The organism is Tenacibaculum sp. L6 (genome assembly GCF_028823685.1).
Lineage (GTDB): Bacteria > Bacteroidota > Bacteroidia > Flavobacteriales > Flavobacteriaceae > Polaribacter.
On sequence record NZ_JAPEHZ010000006.1, the window covers coordinates 35178 to 52521 of the forward strand.

Consider the following 17344-nt stretch of genomic DNA (forward strand, 5'->3'; position numbering starts at 1 on the left):
AATTGTTTGATGTTTACAAAGTAAATACATTTCAAGCCATTGTTTTAAACTATGCGGTAGCATTGTGTTTCGGATTTGTGCATTCAGAAATTTCACTTTCTGTAACTCAAATCCCGCAGCAACCTTGGTTTTTAGGAGCTACCATCTTAGGTTTCTTATTTATTACCGTATTCCTTGTAATGGGAATCACTGCTCAAAAAAATGGACTTTCTGTTGCTTCTGTGGCTGGAAAAATGTCGGTCGTAATTCCTGTTGTTTTAGGAATTTTTCTCTACAATGAAAGTATTGGTTTTGTAAAAATCATCGGGATTATACTTGCGCTGGTAGCAGTGTATTTATCTTCAGCAAAAAGTGATACTTCTTCAGTAAAATTTAAAAACTTGTTATTTCCTTTATTACTTTTTTTAGGGTCAGGGAGTATTGATACATTATTAAAGTATACTGAAACTACTTACGTACCTAAAGAAGCATTACCAATGTTCTTATCAACTATTTTTGGATGCGCTTTATTTTTTGGTTTTTTTATTTTAACAGCTCAGTTACTAAATAAAAAAGGAGTATTTGAATGGAAAACGTTCCTTGGAGGGATTGCTTTAGGAGTCCCCAACTATTATTCTATGGAATTTTTATTAAAAGCATTACAAACAAAGGGGCTTGAAAGTTCTACAGTTTTTACCATAAATAATGTGTCTATAGTTATATTAACCACCGTGTTTGCTCTTACATTTTTTAAAGAAAAATTGGTCAAAAAAAATTGGCTTGGTATTGGGCTTGCCATAATTAGTATTTTATTAGTAGTTTCGGCATAATGAATGAAGAAATAAAAGACACTTACAAAACAATTACCAAACCCTCTGAGGAAACCTTATTTAAAGACCGAAACAGTAAGTTTTTTGGGTATGCTTTTCCTGTTTTTACTGAGGAAGATATTAAAGAACGTTTAGAAGAACTCCGTAAACAACATCATACTGCACGTCATCATTGTTATGCGTGGCAATTGGGAACAGAAAAGATTCGTTTTCGTGCTAATGATGATGGGGAGCCGAGTAATTCAGCAGGGCAACCAATTTATGGACAAATACAATCTTTTGATGTAACCAATATTTTAATTGTTTCTGTACGTTATTTTGGAGGAACCAAACTTGGAGTAGGAGGATTAATTAACGCCTATCGAGCTTCAGCGCAATTAGCTTTAGAAGCCTCTGAAATTATTGAGAAAACCATAGATATTCATTATAAGTTAAAGTTCGGGTACGATATGATGAATAAAGTACAACGTATTATCAAAGAACGAAACCTAGATATTATTAATCAAAAATTAGAATTAGACTGCGAGTATACCATTTCAGTACGTAAAAAAGAAGCTGAAAGTATTTTTGAAGTTTTTGATAATCTGTTTAAGGTGGAGATTAAATTAGTAGATTAAACACTAATAGAGGCTTTGAAAAAAAATGAAGTTAATGAGAAAAAATATTATCATCCTCTTTTTAATGGTTTTACCCATTAAGAGCATAAAAGCTCAAAACTTTTTGTATAATACTGAACAGTTTGGTATACGAGGATCTATGTTAGGAGGTGCTATAACTGCTGGAGCAGATGATGAAAGTATGACTTTTTATAACCCTGCAGGAATACACAAAGTTCCTTCTCAAGTAAGTATATCTCTATTTCAGCCTGTAATTCGTAGCTTTGGTTTTAATAGCTTTTGGGGAGCAAGGGAAAGCAGCGAAATAAATACTAATTATGGGCTAAAACCTTCTCTTATATCTTTTAAATTTAATTTAAAAAATATTGAATTAGCATTTATTAAAATAAGTAAAAGCGAGTTAACAGATTTTTTTAATGCAAAAAGAGAAACCATAAACAGTAACCTTTTAAATACACAGTACTTTGAATATGAATATAAAGGCGAAGATGATTGGTTTGGAGTTGGAACAAGTTTTAAATTAACATCAAATATTTACCTAGGTATTAGTCAGTTTCTAAGTATTTCTAACTTTGAATATAGAAATAAAGTATTTTTAGAAGAACTAAATACAGCTAATAACACTTCTAATAGCTACTTTAACTCTGAACAAACTAGCAGTTATGATAACACAGGTTTTATAACTAAAATAGGTTTTTTATACGATACTAATAAACACGACTTTGGTTTTACAATAACTACTCCAAAGTATTTGAGAATTTTAAAAGATGGATATTATACAGGAGAATTAACCAGAATAGATAGTGACCATAGTTTAGGCAGGCAAATTGTAGATAATGATATATCTCCAGAGATACGAACTCCTTGGGAGTTTTCTATCGGATATAGTTTTCTAGTAAATAAAAATAGTAAATTATGGTTAAGTACCAGTTATCACACTGGAATATCTGATTATAAAGTCGCAAATATAAAATCCGGAAACTCTGCTTTTTCCTGGGTCAATGGTAATAAATCAGTTATTAACTTTGGAGTAGGGTATTCACATCAAATAAGTCCAACATTAGAATTATCAGGAGGTTTTAGAACAAATAATTTAGCCTACGAAAACAAAAAGGTTTCATTAACAAAATTGAGAAACACTATTTTAGATGGAAATCAGATACACTTTGTAATTGGAACTAAATTTAAATTCAAAAGACACGACGTGCTTTTAGGGTTAGACTGGGGAACTATTTATGATACTCCAAACAAAACTAGCTTTGAATATTTACAAGATATTGCTGAATTATCTCCAAACTTGAATGGGCTGACCAAACAAAATATAACTATTCTATTAACATATAGGTTTATTATAGATGAATTAATAAAGCTATAATATATCTTAACTTACTTAAGTTCAAAACATTTTAGGTTACTTCAATAATTATTCGTAAATTTGCAGGCCTTTTTACGAGTACAGATTTAAAAAGGATAGAAAATAACATTTATTAAGTTTAATTTCTCTTGGCGTTAGTATCGTTAAAAATCTGGTTAACAAAAAGATACAAATATTTATTTCAGACATGTCTGAAGAAACAAAAAACACAGCAGAAGCTGTAAATCCAGCAGAATTTTTAGCAACCTTTAACTGGCACAAATACGAAGAAGGTATTGATGAAGTTGATGAGTCTAAATTAAAAGAATTTGAAAAAGCCTTAGAAGGTACTGTAGGGTTCGTAAACGAGCGCGATGTTATCGAAGGTGAAGTAGTACGTATTACTGATCGTGATGCTATTATCGACATTAACTCTAAATCTGAAGGTGTAATTTCGTTAAACGAATTCCGTTACAACCCAAATTTAGCTGTTGGAGACAAAGTAGAAGTATTAGTTGACAAAAGAGAAGACTCTTCAGGTCAATTAGTATTATCTCACAAAAAAGCACGTGTAATCAAAGCTTGGGATCGTGTTAACAATGCACACGAAACTGGTGAAATCGTTAACGGTTTTGTTAAGTGTAGAACTCGTGGAGGTATGATCGTTGATGTATTTGGTATTGAAGCATTCTTACCAGGTTCTCAAATTGATGTGAAGCCTATCCGTGACTACGATCAATATGTAGAAAAAACTATGGAATTCAAAGTTGTGAAAATCAACCACGAATTTAAAAACGTAGTAGTATCTCATAAAGCATTAATCGAAGCTGATTTAGAAGATCAAAAACGTGAAATTATCGGTCAATTAGAAAAAGGACAAGTACTAGAAGGTGTTGTTAAAAACATTACTTCTTATGGTGTATTTGTTGACTTAGGAGGTGTTGACGGATTAATTCATATTACTGATTTATCTTGGTCTCGTATCAACCACCCGAACGAAGTTGTTGAGTTAGATCAAAAATTAAACGTTGTAATCTTAGACTTTGATGATAACAAGTCAAGAATTCAATTAGGATTAAAACAATTATCTGCTCACCCATGGGAAGCTTTAAATGCTGACTTAAAAGTTGGTGATAAAGTAAAAGGTAAAGTAGTTGTTTTAGCTGATTATGGTGCATTTGTAGAGGTTGAAGAAGGAGTAGAAGGATTAATCCACGTATCTGAAATGTCATGGTCAACTCACTTACGTTCTGCACAAGATTTCGTAAAAGTTGGTGATGAAGTAGAAGCTCAAATCTTAACATTAGACCGCGAAGAGCGTAAAATGTCTTTAGGTATGAAGCAATTACACCCAGATCCATGGACAGATATTACTACTAAATACCCAGTAGGTTCTAAACACACTGGTACTGTACGTAACTACACTAACTTTGGTGTATTCGTAGAGTTAGAAGAAGGTATTGATGGATTAGTATATATATCTGATTTATCTTGGACTAAGAAAATTAAGCACCCATCAGATTTCGTAACTGTAGGTGATCAATTAGAAGTTCAAGTATTAGAATTAGACGTAGAGAACCGTAAATTAAACTTAGGTCACAAGCAAACTCAAGATAACCCTTGGGATGCTCATGAATCTACTTATACAATCGGATCTATCCACGAAGGTACTATCAAAGAGAAAAATGATAAAGGTGCAACTGTAGTATTTGCTGATGGTGTTGAAGCTTTCGCTCCAACTCGTTTCTTAGAAAAAGAAGACGGAGGTAAATTAGCTAAAGGTGATGAAACTAAGTTCCAAGTAACTGAGTTTAGTAAAGAATACCGTAGAATTGTTGTTTCTCATACTTCTATCTTTAGAGAAGAAGAACAAAAGAACATCAAAGCTGCTGCTGCAAAAGCTCAAGAAGTAGAAAAAACTACTTTAGGAGATATCGGTGGATTAGCTGAATTAAAGAAGAAAATGGAAGGAAAATAATCCGAACAATTTCTTAAAATGTATAAACCGTTAAGCTGTAAAGTTTAACGGTTTTTTTAGTTCCTTATGTAACAAATGTTACAGTTAAAGCTTACTCTTTTTAAAGGATACTTTCTTAAATAGCTTTATATTTGCTCATCAATTAAAATTAATATGACACTTATTAAATCGATATCAGGTATTAGAGGTACCATAGGCGGAAATACAGGTGACAATTTAACACCTATAGATGCTGTAAAATTTGCAGCAGCTTACGGTACGTTTATAAAAAAGAAAAACTCCGAAAAAGAAAAAATTACCATTGTAATAGGTAGAGATGCCCGTATTTCGGGTAAAATGATAAGTAACTTAGTCGCAAATACCTTAGTAGGTTTAGGTATTAATGTAATCGATTTAGGTTTATCTACAACACCAACGGTTGAAGTTGCTGTCCCTTTAGAAAAAGCGGATGGAGGTATTATTTTAACTGCTTCACACAATCCAAAACAGTGGAATGCTTTAAAATTATTGAATGAAAAAGGAGAGTTTTTAAATGGTGAAGATGGAGCAGACATTTTAAAGATTGCTGAAAATGATGCCACAATTGAGTTTGCTGAAGTTGACGATTTAGGAGCGTATAGAAAAAAGAAGAACTACATAAAGAAGCATATCAAAGAAGTTTTAAAACTAGATTTAGTAGATAAGAAAGCCATCAAAAAAGTGAAATTTAAAGTTGTTGTTGATGGTGTAAACTCTACTGGAGGTATTGCTATTCCTGCTTTACTAAAAGAATTAGGAGTAAAATGTGTAGAATTATATTGTGAACCCAACGGACACTTTCCACACAATCCAGAACCTTTGAAAGAACACTTAACGGATATTTCTGAATTAGTAGTCAAGGAAAAAGCAGATTTAGGTATTGTAGTAGATCCTGATGTAGACCGTTTAGCGCTAATTTCTGAAGATGGTTCTATGTTTGGAGAAGAATACACTTTAGTAGCTTGTGCCGATTATATTTTAGGTCAATTAGGAGGTGGTAACACTGTTTCTAACCTATCATCCTCAAGAGCTTTACGAGATGTTACTGAAAAACATGGAGGAACATACACGGCAAGCGCAGTAGGAGAGGTGAACGTAGTACAAATGATGAAGGATACCAATACTGTAATTGGAGGAGAAGGTAACGGAGGAATTATCTATCCAGAATCTCATTATGGACGTGATTCGTTGGTAGGAGTTGCGTTATTCTTATCACATTTGGCTCATAAAAAAATATCTTGTAAAGCCTTAAGAGATTCATATCCTAGCTACTTTATGAGCAAAAATAAAATCCAGTTAACACCACAAATTGATGTTGATAAGATTTTAGAAACAATGGCTAATAACTATAAAAATGAAGATGTAAACACTATTGATGGTGTAAAAATTGATTTTGCTGAAGAGTGGGTACATTTACGTAAGTCAAATACCGAGCCTATCATCAGAATTTATACAGAAAGCACTAGTCAACAAAATGCAGATGCTTTAGCTGAAAGATTTATTACTGAAATAAAAGAAATAATAGCGTAAAGACCGTAAAAATTACGAGCTTCTAACAAAATGTTATAAATACGTTAATATTCTAATTATTTTAGGCTACCTAGTGGCATACGAGTAATTTTATCACCACAACAAACAACACAGATTATAATTATGGATTTAGAACAGTATTTTGATAAGTTCAGAAGAAATATTGTAGGAATTGACCAAACTTTTCAAACACCTTATGGCGAAAAGAAAATGGTATATACTGATTGGACTGCTAGTGGAAGATTATACAGACCTATCGAAGAGCAATTGTTGCATAAATTCGGCCCTTTTGTAGCCAATACACATACAGAAACGTCTACATCAGGAGCAGCTATGACACTTGCATATCATGAAGCTCGTAATATTATAAAACGTCATGTAAATGCTTCTGTAGATGACGTATTAATTACCGAAGGTTCTGGTATGACAGGAGTTGTAAATAAATTCCAACGTATTTTAGGACTCAAAGTATCTGAAAATCTTAAAGAAAACACGCAAGTTCCTGATGAAAAAAGACCTATTGTTTTTGTTAGTCATATGGAACATCATTCAAACCAAACTTCTTGGATTGAAACTATTGCAGATGTAGTAGTGGTACCCTCTAACGAAGAAGGTTTAGTGTGTTTAGATAAGTTTGAAGAAACGATTAAACAATATTTAGACAGACCTATCAAAATTGCGTCAATTGTTGCTGGTTCTAATGTTACAGGAATCAAAACTGACTACCATAAAGTAGCCTCTCTAATTCACAGATATGGTGGTTTATGTTTTGTTGATTTTGCTTGTTCTGCACCGTATGTAGACATTGATATGCATCCAGAAAATGAAGAAGAGTATTTAGATGCTATTTTCTTTTCTCCACATAAGTTTTTAGGAGGTCCAGGTACATCGGGAGTATTGATTTTCAATAAGAAATTATATAAAAATATGGTTCCTGATAACCCAGGTGGAGGAACTGTGAGTTATACAAATCCGTGGGGACAACATGATTATTTTGATGATGTTGAAACTCGTGAAGATGGAGGTACACCAGCTTTTTTACAAACGATAAAAATAGCATTGTGTATTCAGGTAAAAAATCAAATGGGTACCGATAAAATTAAAGAACGTGAGGATGAAATTAATCCGATCATTTTTAATTGTCTAGAAAATCTAGAGGGAGTTCAAATTTTAGCTCCTAACCATAAAGATCGCTTAAGTATTTTTTCTTTTTACTTTGAAAAATACCATTTTAACTTAGTCGTTAAGTTATTAAACGATCGTTTTGGTATTCAAACCAGAGGAGGTTGTTCTTGTGCTGGAACTTACGGACACTTTTTATTAAATGTAGATCAAACCAGATCAAATGAAATAAAGGGACAAATTTTAGGAGGTTGTAGTACAGAAAAACCAGGTTGGGTACGTTTATCGGTTCACCCAACTATTACAAATGAAGAAGTACAATTTATTTGTGATTCGTTAAAATCGTTAGCTGAAAATATTGAAGAATGGTCCAAAGACTATGAATACGATATGGGTAAAAACGATTATGTACATAAAACTGTTGAACCTATTGAAAAACAGCTAGTAGCTGATTGGTTTTCGTTATAATATGACACACATTAGTAGCTCTTTTTTAGAAGAAAACTATTTAAAAATTAAAGATTGCCTTTGTATTTTGACTTACAAAATTCTAAAATTGAAACAAAAATAATTGGTGAGTCAGAGCAGCAGAGAGCTATTTATCAGTTGAAATTTGGAACAGGAGAAAAGAGAATTTTTATTTGGAGCCAGATGCACGGTAATGAAAGTACCGGAACCAAAGCTGTTTTCGATTTTTTAAACTTTATTCAGCGTTTTCCAGACCATGAAATTACTAAGGCAATTGTAAACAATTGTAGTATTACCATCGTTCCTATGCTAAATCCTGATGGAGCACAAGCCTATACACGTGTCAATGCTAATAATGTTGATTTAAATAGAGACGCTGTTGAGTTACAAGCGAAAGAAAGTAAGTTATTACGTAAAATTTTAGAAGAAGTTAATCCGCAGTTTTGCTTCAACTTACACGATCAAAGAACCATTTTTGGAGTAGAAGGTACTACCAATACTGCTACGATATCTTTTTTGGCTCCTTCTGAAGAAGAAACACGCAAAATTACTGAAGGCAGAAAAGAAACGATGAATGTTATTGTAGCAATGAATAAATTGTTACAAGAAATTATACCAAATCATATTGGTCGTTATACTGATGAATTTTACCCAACTGCTACAGGAGATAATTTTCAAAAAATAGGACACAATACAATATTAATTGAAGCAGGCCATTTTCCTGATGATTACGATAGGGAAGAGGTAAGAAAGTATAATTTCTATGCATTACTACAAGGAATTTACCATATTTCAATAAATAACGACTTTAGTTCTTATCAAGATTATTTAGCTATTCCTAACAATATCAAGAATTTCTACGATGTGATTTATCGCTCAAAAAATAATGAAAAAGATGTTGCTTTTCAGTATGTAGAAACTATAGAAAATGGTAAATTTGCACTGGTTTTAACAAAAGAAAAAGAAGGAAATTTATCTTCATATTTAGCTCATAAAGAATTCACAAAAAATAGTTAAAAATTTATTTTTCCTTAAACAAAACTTAAGTTTTTTATAAAAAATCTATATTTTAGCAATATTACTTGAAGAAAACAAAAAATGAAGAAGTTCATACTAGATGAAATCGATCATCAAATTTTAGACATTTTAATTGAAAACGCTCGTACACCTTTTACAGACATTGCAAAAAAGTTGTTAGTATCTGCTGGTACTATCCATGTACGTGTTAAAAAGATGGAAGATGAAGGTATTATTCAAGGGTCAACATTAACCTTGAATTATGAAAAAATGGGATACTCGTTTATTGCCCATGTAGGAGTTTTCTTAGATAAAACATCTATGACTCAACATGTATTAGACAATTTACGTTTAATATCTAACGTTACAGTTGCTTATGTAACAGCAGGAAAGTATAATATTTTCTGTAAAGTTCGTGCTAAAAATACTGCTGACGCAAAAGATATTATTTATAGAATAGATGATATTCACGGAGTAAATAGAACTGAAACTATGATAGCGCTTGAAGAAAGCATTAACGATAAAAAACGTTTAATGCACGCTATTTTCCAAGATATTTAATTTGAAAAGTATTTTTCACAAAAGGGTTACGAAATTCGTAACCCTTTTTTGTTTTATTTTTTACCAACCAAATCTTTCAAAGACTGTATTCCAATCTTCAGGTAATTCAGCTATGATTTCTAGTTTTTCATTTGAATAGGGATGAATAAATTCTAAAGAACGCGCATGCAAAAAGAGATTTTCACAATTAAAATTTTCAAGAAACATCATATTGTGATTTTTATCTCCGTATTTAGGATCTCCAATTAACGGGTGACTAATTTTATTCATGTGAATACGCAGCTGATGTAATCTACCCGTTTTAGGCATTAATTTCACCAAACTATATCTTGAAGTATCGTACGGTTTCACAGGAATATCAACAGTAACTGTTTTTAACATTTCTAAATGAGTTTCTGCTTCTTTATGCACATTTGCATCTCTTCCTTTTACAGGAGAATCGATAATTTTTGCTTCAGGAGCATGTCCTCTTACAATTCCATAGTATGTTTTTTGAATTTGATTATTCGTAAACAATTCTTGAAACTTAGCAACATACTCACTTTTTTTAGCTAACAATAGTATTCCTGATGTTTTTCTATCAAGACGATGTATAGGATACATTTTTTCACCACATTGCTCTTGTAATAACTGCAATAATGAAGCTTCATCTGCCACATTTCTAGAGTGATGCGCATGGTGTACAACCACATTATTAGGTTTTGATGCACACACTATATAATCGTCTTCGTAAAGAATTGATACATTCATAATATTAATTTTCCTGTTTAAGTTTTGTTAGTTTTACTAGCGCTAAAGATAAAGCGCCGCAAATAAAAAATCCGATAAAAAGTGGAAGGGTAGTGGTACTAACAAATCTACCTATTACCGTTGCAATTGGTACTGCCATAATCGTTGATACAAATCCGTTAATAGCAGCCCCAATGCCCGCAATATGCCCAACAGGTTGCATTGCTAAAGCACGTAGGTTCCCGAATAAAAATCCGATAGAAAAAAACTGCAAAGCAAAGAACACCAATAAAATGGTTATACTTGGATTCTCTTTTTGGTAAAATAATCCCACATAAATTAAAGGTACTAAGGTAAATATGATTAAGAAGAACGACACCAATTTGTGCATTCCGAATTTCATTACAAATGAACCGTTTAAAAATGTAGCAAATCCGACAGAAATAGCCAACCCAGCAAAAATGAACGGAAACTCATCTACTAATAAATACTGCTCTTGAAAAATTTGTTGAGAAGCACTTAGATAAACCATAAAAGATCCTGTTATAAAACCGGAAATTATGGTAAACACAGTTGCTTGTTTGTATTTTATAAATTCTTTTAAGCCGTCTGAAAATAAAGCAAAAGAGAATTTAATTCTATTTTCTTCTTTAAGTGTTTCTGGTTGACGCTTCCACAGCCAAAACATCACTAAAATTCCAAAAATTAACTGACTATAAAAAATAGATTTCCATCCGTAAGAATCGAGCATAATTTTTCCTAGTGCAGGGGCTATTACAGGAACTAAAATAAAAATAACTACAATGAATGACATGATTTTCGCCATGTAATTACCACTAAAACTATCTCGAACCATTGCGATACTTATGGTTCTTGGTGCAGAAAGCCCTATTCCTTGTAAAATTCTTCCCACAACCATCATTTCTAAACTTGTTGCACTAACACAAATAAAACTAGCGATTACAAAAAGTACAAATCCACCATAAATAACTGGTTTTCTTCCTAAAGTATCAGAAATTGGCCCTGAAATTAATTGTCCAAATCCTAAACCTAAAAAAATCATTGTCACTAACAACTGACTATCGTTAGAAGATTCTTGAATGTTAATACTGATACCTATGTGTTCTAAAGCTGGGAGTAATGCGTCTATTGATAGTGCTACAAGCGACATTAAAGACGCCATTAGAGCGATAAACTCTAACTTTGATTGGTTATTTTCTTGCATTGGGCAAAAGTACTGCCTTTGTTTTTGTTTAAAGTTAAAATTGTATAAAAAAAGGCTGTTAAAAAACAGCCTTTAAACAAACAATATCACGACTTTAAAAGTCTAATTAAATTTTGACGCTGTTAGGAATGAATTGTAGTGAAACAAAAAATGTATAGGTTGAAGGGGGCTTCCTAAACAGCGTCTAATATTATAAATACATCTTACATAACATAAAACAGGAATCTTTTAATAAACCCTACTTTTTTTGTTAAAAAAAACTAATTTTTTTATTTTTTCTGAAAGTAGACAAACGACGAACAAAAATTATATAATTAAAGAAAGAGGTTTTTCAGCTATTTTTTCTTCTTTAAACAATTACTATTTAACATAATATTAATTATAGAACAAATATAGATAATTGATTTTGTAAGTTATAATTCTATACTATTATGTGAAATATCCTATAACCTTTATTAATTCTTTACAATATTTTAGTACTTGGATCATTAAAAATTCAAATACACGATTCTATCAGCTAAACAATAGATTGCTTTTATAAAATCAAAATGCTTATCTTTTCGGTATTAGATCAATCGCCTTCAGCTATTAAACTACGTTTGTATCAAACACTTTCTAACATTGCTGTAGAGAAAAATACAACAATTTTATTCCCTTTCCCTGAGGAAGTATTACCTAAAAAGAACTCTAAATAAACCTTACAAAATGCAACTCTACTTCTCTTCTATTTCATTCTTTACAATTTATCATAACCATTAAAACGTTTATCTACAATACGCTTCCATTCTGGATGTTTTTTTATATAAGCGAATACATAAGGACAAAATGGTAACAATGAATTATGGTGTTCTTCAAGATAGTTCAACGTTTTTTCTACCAAAGCTGCAGCAACACCTTTACCTCCTATTATTTCTGGCACTTCGGTATGTACCAAAGCTATTTGGCTATGTGTTTCTTTATAATCTATAAAAGCAATGATTCCTTCAACTTCTATCTCAAAACGATGTTCCTTTTCGTTTTTTACAAGCGGTATGGTTAGAAATTCTTCTTTCATTTTATAAATAGTTTTTATAAGGCTGCTAGAAACTTCTAAACAGACCTCTTTTATTGTAAATTTAAAAAGCAACTCGTTGAATTTTAGTTGCTTTTTAAATGTAGAGTTAATCTTCTAAATATCCAAACTTTCCTGTGTTGAAGTCTTGAAATGCTTCCACCAACTCCTCTTGAGTATTCATTACAAAAGGACCATAAGCTGCAATAGGCTCATTTAGCGGTTCACCACTTAATACTAAAACAACAGTGTCTTCTAGAGCTTCTAGAGCAAAAGTATCTCCATCATTTGCAAACAAAGCAAAGTGATCTTGCAAAACATTTTCCGTTTCATTTACCTTTACACTTCCTTCTACAGCTAAAATTGAAGTAGTATAATGCGCAGGAAATGTTAATTGTGTTTTTGCTCCTTTTTTTAATCGTACATTAAACATGTTTACTGGAGAAAATGTTGAAGCTGGCCCTTTATTTCCCTCATAATCTCCTGCAATTACCTCTACTTCTCCTTCATTATTTGGTAACTGAACTTTAGCCATTTCAGCATTTGCAATTGCTTGATATTTTGGCGGACTCATTTTATCCTTTGCTGGAAGATTTACCCACAATTGCACCATTTGAAACTCTCCTCCTGTTTTACTCCATTGAGTTTCATGAAACTCTTTGTGTAAAACTCCAGAAGCTGCGGTCATCCATTGTACGTCACCTTCACCAATAATTCCTCCTCCTCCTGCACTATCTCCATGCTCTACACGTCCTTTATAGGCGATAGTTACGGTTTCAAAACCTCTATGAGGGTGTACACCTACACCTTTAGGTTTATCTGTTGGAGGGAAATTATATTTTGAATTATAATCTAACATAATAAACGGATCCATACGCTGCATACTTGAGCTTCCTGGAATAAAATTATGTACTCTAAATCCGTCTCCTACAAAATGCGGAGCTCCTGGTTTTACGACTCTTTCTATACTTCTTGTTTTCATCTTTCTATCCTTTTATTAATTTAAACTACATGCTAGTTTTATTTCAAATGAATTGTCTAAATAATTACGTTGTGCTCCTGGTTTGTTTTTAGACCAATATGCTTTTTTTACATTTTCTGAAAGTGTTGTCTCTTCTTTATAAGTTACTACAATCGCTTCAGGAAATAGTACTGTAATTATTTTCTTTAATTTATTTCTATCTATTTCATTTATTTCTTCTGAAATAGCTAACACATTATACGGTTGTTGATGTAATTTTTCAATGGCTGTTTCGACATTACTAACAGTTGAAACTTGCCAGTTTAAAATTTTAGGCATTGTTGTACTTTCTGTTACAACTAATGTTTTTAAATGTCTCATAATAAATCCTTTTTTACCCATTAAATGGGATTAATTATTCGATGATTAACATCGAAATGAATTCAGTTTATTTTTTCTGAAATATTAAGTGAGTTGACCTCTACTTTTTATTTACTGTAAAATTACTGCAACAAAAAAGGATATGCATTGACCTATGGTAAGAAGTGTTATTTGTGTGGTTTGAAGTTTTCTTCTGCAAGTGCTTTACGAACTCGACTTAAGCTTTCTGGGGTAATTCCTAAGTAAGAAGCAATCATCCATTGAGGTACTCGAAGCATAATATCGGGGTACATACTCACAAAATCTAAGTAACGACTTTTTGCTGACACCCCTAATAACTGACTGATACGTTTATATAAATGTCGAATATGATTTTGTAATAACTGCTCGTTTTTTTCTCTAAAATCAGTGTTTATTTTTGATATTTCATTTATAAAATGCTCATCGAACATTACAACTAGTGTATCTTCAACAGCATCAATAAAATACGTAGAAGGTTCTTGAAAAAAAACACTTCCTCTGTCGCTTACTATCCATCCCTCTGTAGCAAATTGTAAAATATTTTCTTTTCCCTCTTCATTTAGCGCATACATACGTAACAAACCTTGTTCTACAAAAAAGAAATGCGAACAAATTGCTCCTTGCTTTAATAAGAAGTCGTTTTTAGAAACTTTTTTTGTTTGAATATATGATTGTATTGAGGCATAATCTTTTTCAGATAATCCGCCTTTTTCAATAAAATGTTGCTTTAAGTTGGGTAACTCCATACATCTAATATATGCTATCAAGAATATTTACACAACTTTGTTTATTCTTTTGGAGTTTTGTTAACTACCCTACCACGATAATTTATAGACTTTTTTTGATTACTCATAACATAAATAGAAGTAGATAAACTAGGATATACTCTAACTATTACATTGTAATTTTCGGTAATATTATTTTTATCTTTTATTTTGAAGTTAATTTTATAACTATTCTCTTTGGCTTCAGTTATCGTTAAGTTTTCTGGCTCTCCTTCAAACACAATTCCAATATCTGTACCACCGTAAGATCCACCTGATTGACGCTCTCCAAAATAAGGTAAATAGGCTGAAACAGTATCTCCTTTCATTTTAAAGAAATTTGCATTTCCTATTAAATTTATATTTCCTGCACTACTCCCATTAGGTAACATTCCTGCATTAGCTATTTGTGTCATCGCAAGCGTAGCTTGAGGCTCTGCCCATTCAGATTCTATCTCGAAAGTTTTACTTTCAATAAGAGCTTTTAAATTATCTATTTCTGCTTGAGTTGCTGTTCTTGAAGAGGCGCAACTAAACAGTATAAAAACTACACCTACTAAAATGCTATACCTTTTCATATTATATATGATTTTAAAACCTATACAAGATACTCAAATCTGAGGAAATTTTCAAGAATACTAAACTATTTAACGTTTGTTTTACTCTTTTCTGGTACGTAAAACAATTCGGGTTTTGCTCCTTTTATATCTCTGTAAAAATCATAAATATGATTCATATCAAAATTCATATCCTCAGTTAAGTAATATGGAGGAGCTACTATAATTTGTTTATTTTCAAAATCGAAAGCAAACATTACTACTGGTACATTGGCTCCTTTAGCAATATAATAAAAACCTGTTTTCCATTCTGTTATTTTCGCTCGAGTTCCTTCAGGAGATAATGCTAAACGAAATTCATCGTGTTCGTTAAACAAATTCACAATAGCTTCTACCTTATTGGTGCTTTTACTTCTATCAACTGGTGAACCCCCTAACGCTCTAAAAATAAACCCGAATGGCGGTTTGAATAAGGAAGCCTTTCCTATAAAATTGATTTTAACGCCATAAGTGTTTCTTGCTAAAATAGCAATAGGAAAATCTTTCCAACTCGTATGCGGTGCACCAATAACCACATACTTTTTTAAATCTCTAGGAAAATCTCCTGCCAACTTCCAGCCTAAAACTTTGTGAAATATAAATTTAGATATCATTCTAACAGTTATAAAGGTCAATGATACGGTTTTCCTTATAAAAATCAAATAAATTTAACCTATCTTGTCCTATATTTGTTCATTCAATAAACTTTTAAACAACCTAATGAATACCACTCTTTTACTCGTTTTAATTGCTATTAGTACCCTTGTTATTGGGTTTATTATTGGAAATCTGCTTTCTAAATTAAAGTTTAAACAACAAACTACCGATTTAGAAAAAGAGATTGCTTCGTTACAAAACAATCAAGCTAATTTTGAAGTTCAAAAAAGAGAAAAGGAAGTCCTTTTTTCTCAGCAAAAAGAAGATTTTTTAAAACGATTAGATGAAAAAACTAAAGAAAATAGTGAATTACGTCGTGAAAAGGAATTTTCTTCTATTGAATTAGCTAGAAAAAATGAAGAATTGAAAAACTTACAGTTAAAGCTGAATGAAAATAAAGAGGAAGTAGAAAAACTACAGGATAAATTCACCAAAGAGTTTGAAAACTTAGCTAACAAGATTTTAGATGAAAAATCGAATAAGTTTACAGAACAAAATAAAAAGAACATTAAGGATATTTTAAATCCGCTTCAAGAAAAAATACAAACTTTTGAAAAGAAGGTTGAAGACACTCAAAAAGAGAGCATTTCTATGCATTCTGCTTTAAAAGAGCAATTATTAAGTTTAAAAGAATTAAATGCTCAAATGAGTAAAGAAACGATTAACCTTACCAAAGCTTTAAAAGGAGATAGTAAAACTCAAGGAAACTGGGGAGAATTGGTTTTAGAGCGTGTGTTAGAAAAATCTGGTTTAGAAAAAGACCGTGAGTATTTTGTACAACAATCTTTTACCAATGAAGAAGGTAAACGTATTATGCCCGATGTGGTAATTCATTTACCAGACAACAAAAAAATGGTTGTCGATTCTAAAGTATCATTAACTGCTTACGAGCAATTTATTAATACTGAAGATGATATAGAAAAAGAGCGCTTTTTAAAGGATCATGTAAACTCATTAAAGCGTCACGTAGAGCAACTTTCAGAAAAGAAATATGAAGACATCTACAAAATAGAATCCCCTGATTTTGTGTTGCTTTTTGTACCGATTGAACCTGCTTTTGCAGTAGCTTTAAATGAAGACAACACCTTATATAATAAAGCTTTTGAAAGAAATATTGTGATTGTTACTCCTACCACGTTATTAGCTACGTTACGTACCATTGATACGATGTGGAATAACGAGAAACAACAACGTAATGCTTTAGAAATAGCACGTCAAGCAGGTGCTTTATACGATAAATTTCAAGGGCTATTAATCGACTTAGTGAACATTGGTAAGAAAATAGATGGCACAAAAGCCGATTATTCCGCTGCTATGAATAAATTAGTAGAAGGTCGTGGAAACTTAATTACGAGTGTTGAAAAACTCAAGAAAATGGGAGCCAAAGCTAAAAAAGCACTTCCAGAAAAAATTCTTGAACGAGCTCAAGATAATGACGAATAAAAAAAGGTCGCTCTAAAATATTTTAGAGCGACCTTTTTATCT

At 31.8% G+C, this 17344-nt stretch carries 18 protein-coding genes; 10 read left to right on the top strand and 8 right to left on the bottom strand.

Going from position 1 to position 17344, the window contains the following annotated elements; all coding sequences use genetic code 11:
- Positions 1–2: 2 nt before the first annotated feature.
- The 8 genes from OU788_RS02350 (at position 3) to OU788_RS02385 (ending at position 9474) form a co-directional block, all read left to right on the top strand.
- Positions 3–809 (top strand): EamA family transporter, encoded by an 807-nt coding sequence (locus OU788_RS02350; RefSeq protein WP_342454898.1) that lies wholly within the window; start codon positions 3–5, stop codon positions 807–809.
- Entirely contained in the window at positions 809–1426 is a 618-nt protein-coding gene (locus tag OU788_RS02355) for an IMPACT family protein (RefSeq protein ID WP_274633675.1), read from the top strand. Before OU788_RS02350 ends, OU788_RS02355 begins: the two co-directional genes overlap by 1 nt.
- Before the next feature lie 34 nt (positions 1427–1460).
- The gene (locus OU788_RS02360) at positions 1461–2801 is read left to right on the top strand and encodes a hypothetical protein (protein ID WP_274633676.1); all 1341 of its coding nucleotides are present in this window, start codon (positions 1461–1463) and stop codon (positions 2799–2801) included.
- Between the two features lie 187 nt (positions 2802–2988).
- Positions 2989–4758 carry a 30S ribosomal protein S1 gene (gene rpsA / locus OU788_RS02365; protein ID WP_047788829.1) on the top strand — a complete coding sequence of 590 codons (1770 nt, stop codon included), beginning with the start codon at positions 2989–2991 and terminating at the stop codon, positions 4756–4758.
- 153 nt (positions 4759–4911) lie between these two features.
- Positions 4912–6306 carry a phosphoglucosamine mutase gene (glmM, locus tag OU788_RS02370; RefSeq protein WP_274633677.1) on the top strand — a complete coding sequence of 465 codons (1395 nt, stop codon included), beginning with the start codon at positions 4912–4914 and terminating at the stop codon, positions 6304–6306.
- A 123-nt stretch (positions 6307–6429) separates the two neighbouring features.
- Positions 6430–7896: an aminotransferase class V-fold PLP-dependent enzyme gene (locus OU788_RS02375; protein ID WP_274633678.1), complete on the top strand. Its 1467-nt coding sequence runs from the start codon at positions 6430–6432 to the stop codon at positions 7894–7896.
- Between the two features lie 54 nt (positions 7897–7950).
- Positions 7951–8913, top strand: coding sequence for a M14 family zinc carboxypeptidase (locus OU788_RS02380; protein ID WP_274633679.1), 963 nt, complete (start codon positions 7951–7953; stop codon positions 8911–8913).
- Positions 8914–8994: 81 nt separating this feature from the next.
- Positions 8995–9474: an Lrp/AsnC family transcriptional regulator gene (locus OU788_RS02385; protein WP_274633680.1), complete on the top strand. Its 480-nt coding sequence runs from the start codon at positions 8995–8997 to the stop codon at positions 9472–9474.
- A 60-nt stretch (positions 9475–9534) separates the two neighbouring features.
- On the opposite strand, the gene OU788_RS02390 is transcribed toward OU788_RS02385, so the two are convergent.
- The gene (locus OU788_RS02390; protein ID WP_274633681.1) at positions 9535–10224 is read right to left on the bottom strand and encodes a pseudouridine synthase; all 690 of its coding nucleotides are present in this window, start codon (positions 10222–10224) and stop codon (positions 9535–9537) included.
- A 4-nt stretch (positions 10225–10228) separates the two neighbouring features.
- Positions 10229–11497, bottom strand: a complete 1269-nt coding sequence (locus tag OU788_RS02395) for a multidrug effflux MFS transporter (protein ID WP_274633706.1) — start codon at positions 11495–11497, stop codon at positions 10229–10231.
- A gap of 479 nt (positions 11498–11976) precedes the next feature.
- Between OU788_RS02395 and OU788_RS02400 the strand changes: the two genes are divergently transcribed.
- A complete protein-coding gene (locus OU788_RS02400) occupies positions 11977–12123 on the top strand; it encodes a hypothetical protein (RefSeq protein ID WP_274633682.1) in 147 nt (48 codons plus the stop codon).
- A gap of 41 nt (positions 12124–12164) precedes the next feature.
- On the opposite strand, the gene OU788_RS02405 is transcribed toward OU788_RS02400, so the two are convergent.
- The 6 genes from OU788_RS02405 to OU788_RS02430 form a co-directional block, all read right to left on the bottom strand.
- Positions 12165–12482 (bottom strand): GNAT family N-acetyltransferase, encoded by a 318-nt coding sequence (locus tag OU788_RS02405; protein WP_274633683.1) that lies wholly within the window; start codon positions 12480–12482, stop codon positions 12165–12167.
- A gap of 106 nt (positions 12483–12588) precedes the next feature.
- Positions 12589–13461 carry a pirin family protein gene (locus OU788_RS02410; protein WP_274633684.1) on the bottom strand — a complete coding sequence of 291 codons (873 nt, stop codon included), beginning with the start codon at positions 13459–13461 and terminating at the stop codon, positions 12589–12591.
- 15 nt (positions 13462–13476) lie between these two features.
- The gene (locus tag OU788_RS02415; RefSeq protein WP_274633685.1) at positions 13477–13821 is read right to left on the bottom strand and encodes a hypothetical protein; all 345 of its coding nucleotides are present in this window, start codon (positions 13819–13821) and stop codon (positions 13477–13479) included.
- A 167-nt stretch (positions 13822–13988) separates the two neighbouring features.
- Positions 13989–14588 (bottom strand): Crp/Fnr family transcriptional regulator, encoded by a 600-nt coding sequence (locus tag OU788_RS02420; protein ID WP_274633686.1) that lies wholly within the window; start codon positions 14586–14588, stop codon positions 13989–13991.
- A 41-nt stretch (positions 14589–14629) separates the two neighbouring features.
- Entirely contained in the window at positions 14630–15184 is a 555-nt protein-coding gene (locus OU788_RS02425) for a DUF4251 domain-containing protein (protein WP_274633687.1), read from the bottom strand.
- 65 nt (positions 15185–15249) lie between these two features.
- A complete protein-coding gene (locus tag OU788_RS02430) occupies positions 15250–15816 on the bottom strand; it encodes a 1-acyl-sn-glycerol-3-phosphate acyltransferase (RefSeq protein ID WP_274633688.1) in 567 nt (188 codons plus the stop codon).
- 106 nt (positions 15817–15922) lie between these two features.
- On the opposite strand from OU788_RS02430, the gene rmuC reads away from it, so the two are divergent.
- A complete protein-coding gene (gene rmuC / locus OU788_RS02435; protein WP_274633689.1) occupies positions 15923–17302 on the top strand; it encodes a DNA recombination protein RmuC in 1380 nt (459 codons plus the stop codon).
- The last annotated feature ends 42 nt before the right edge of the window (positions 17303–17344 follow it).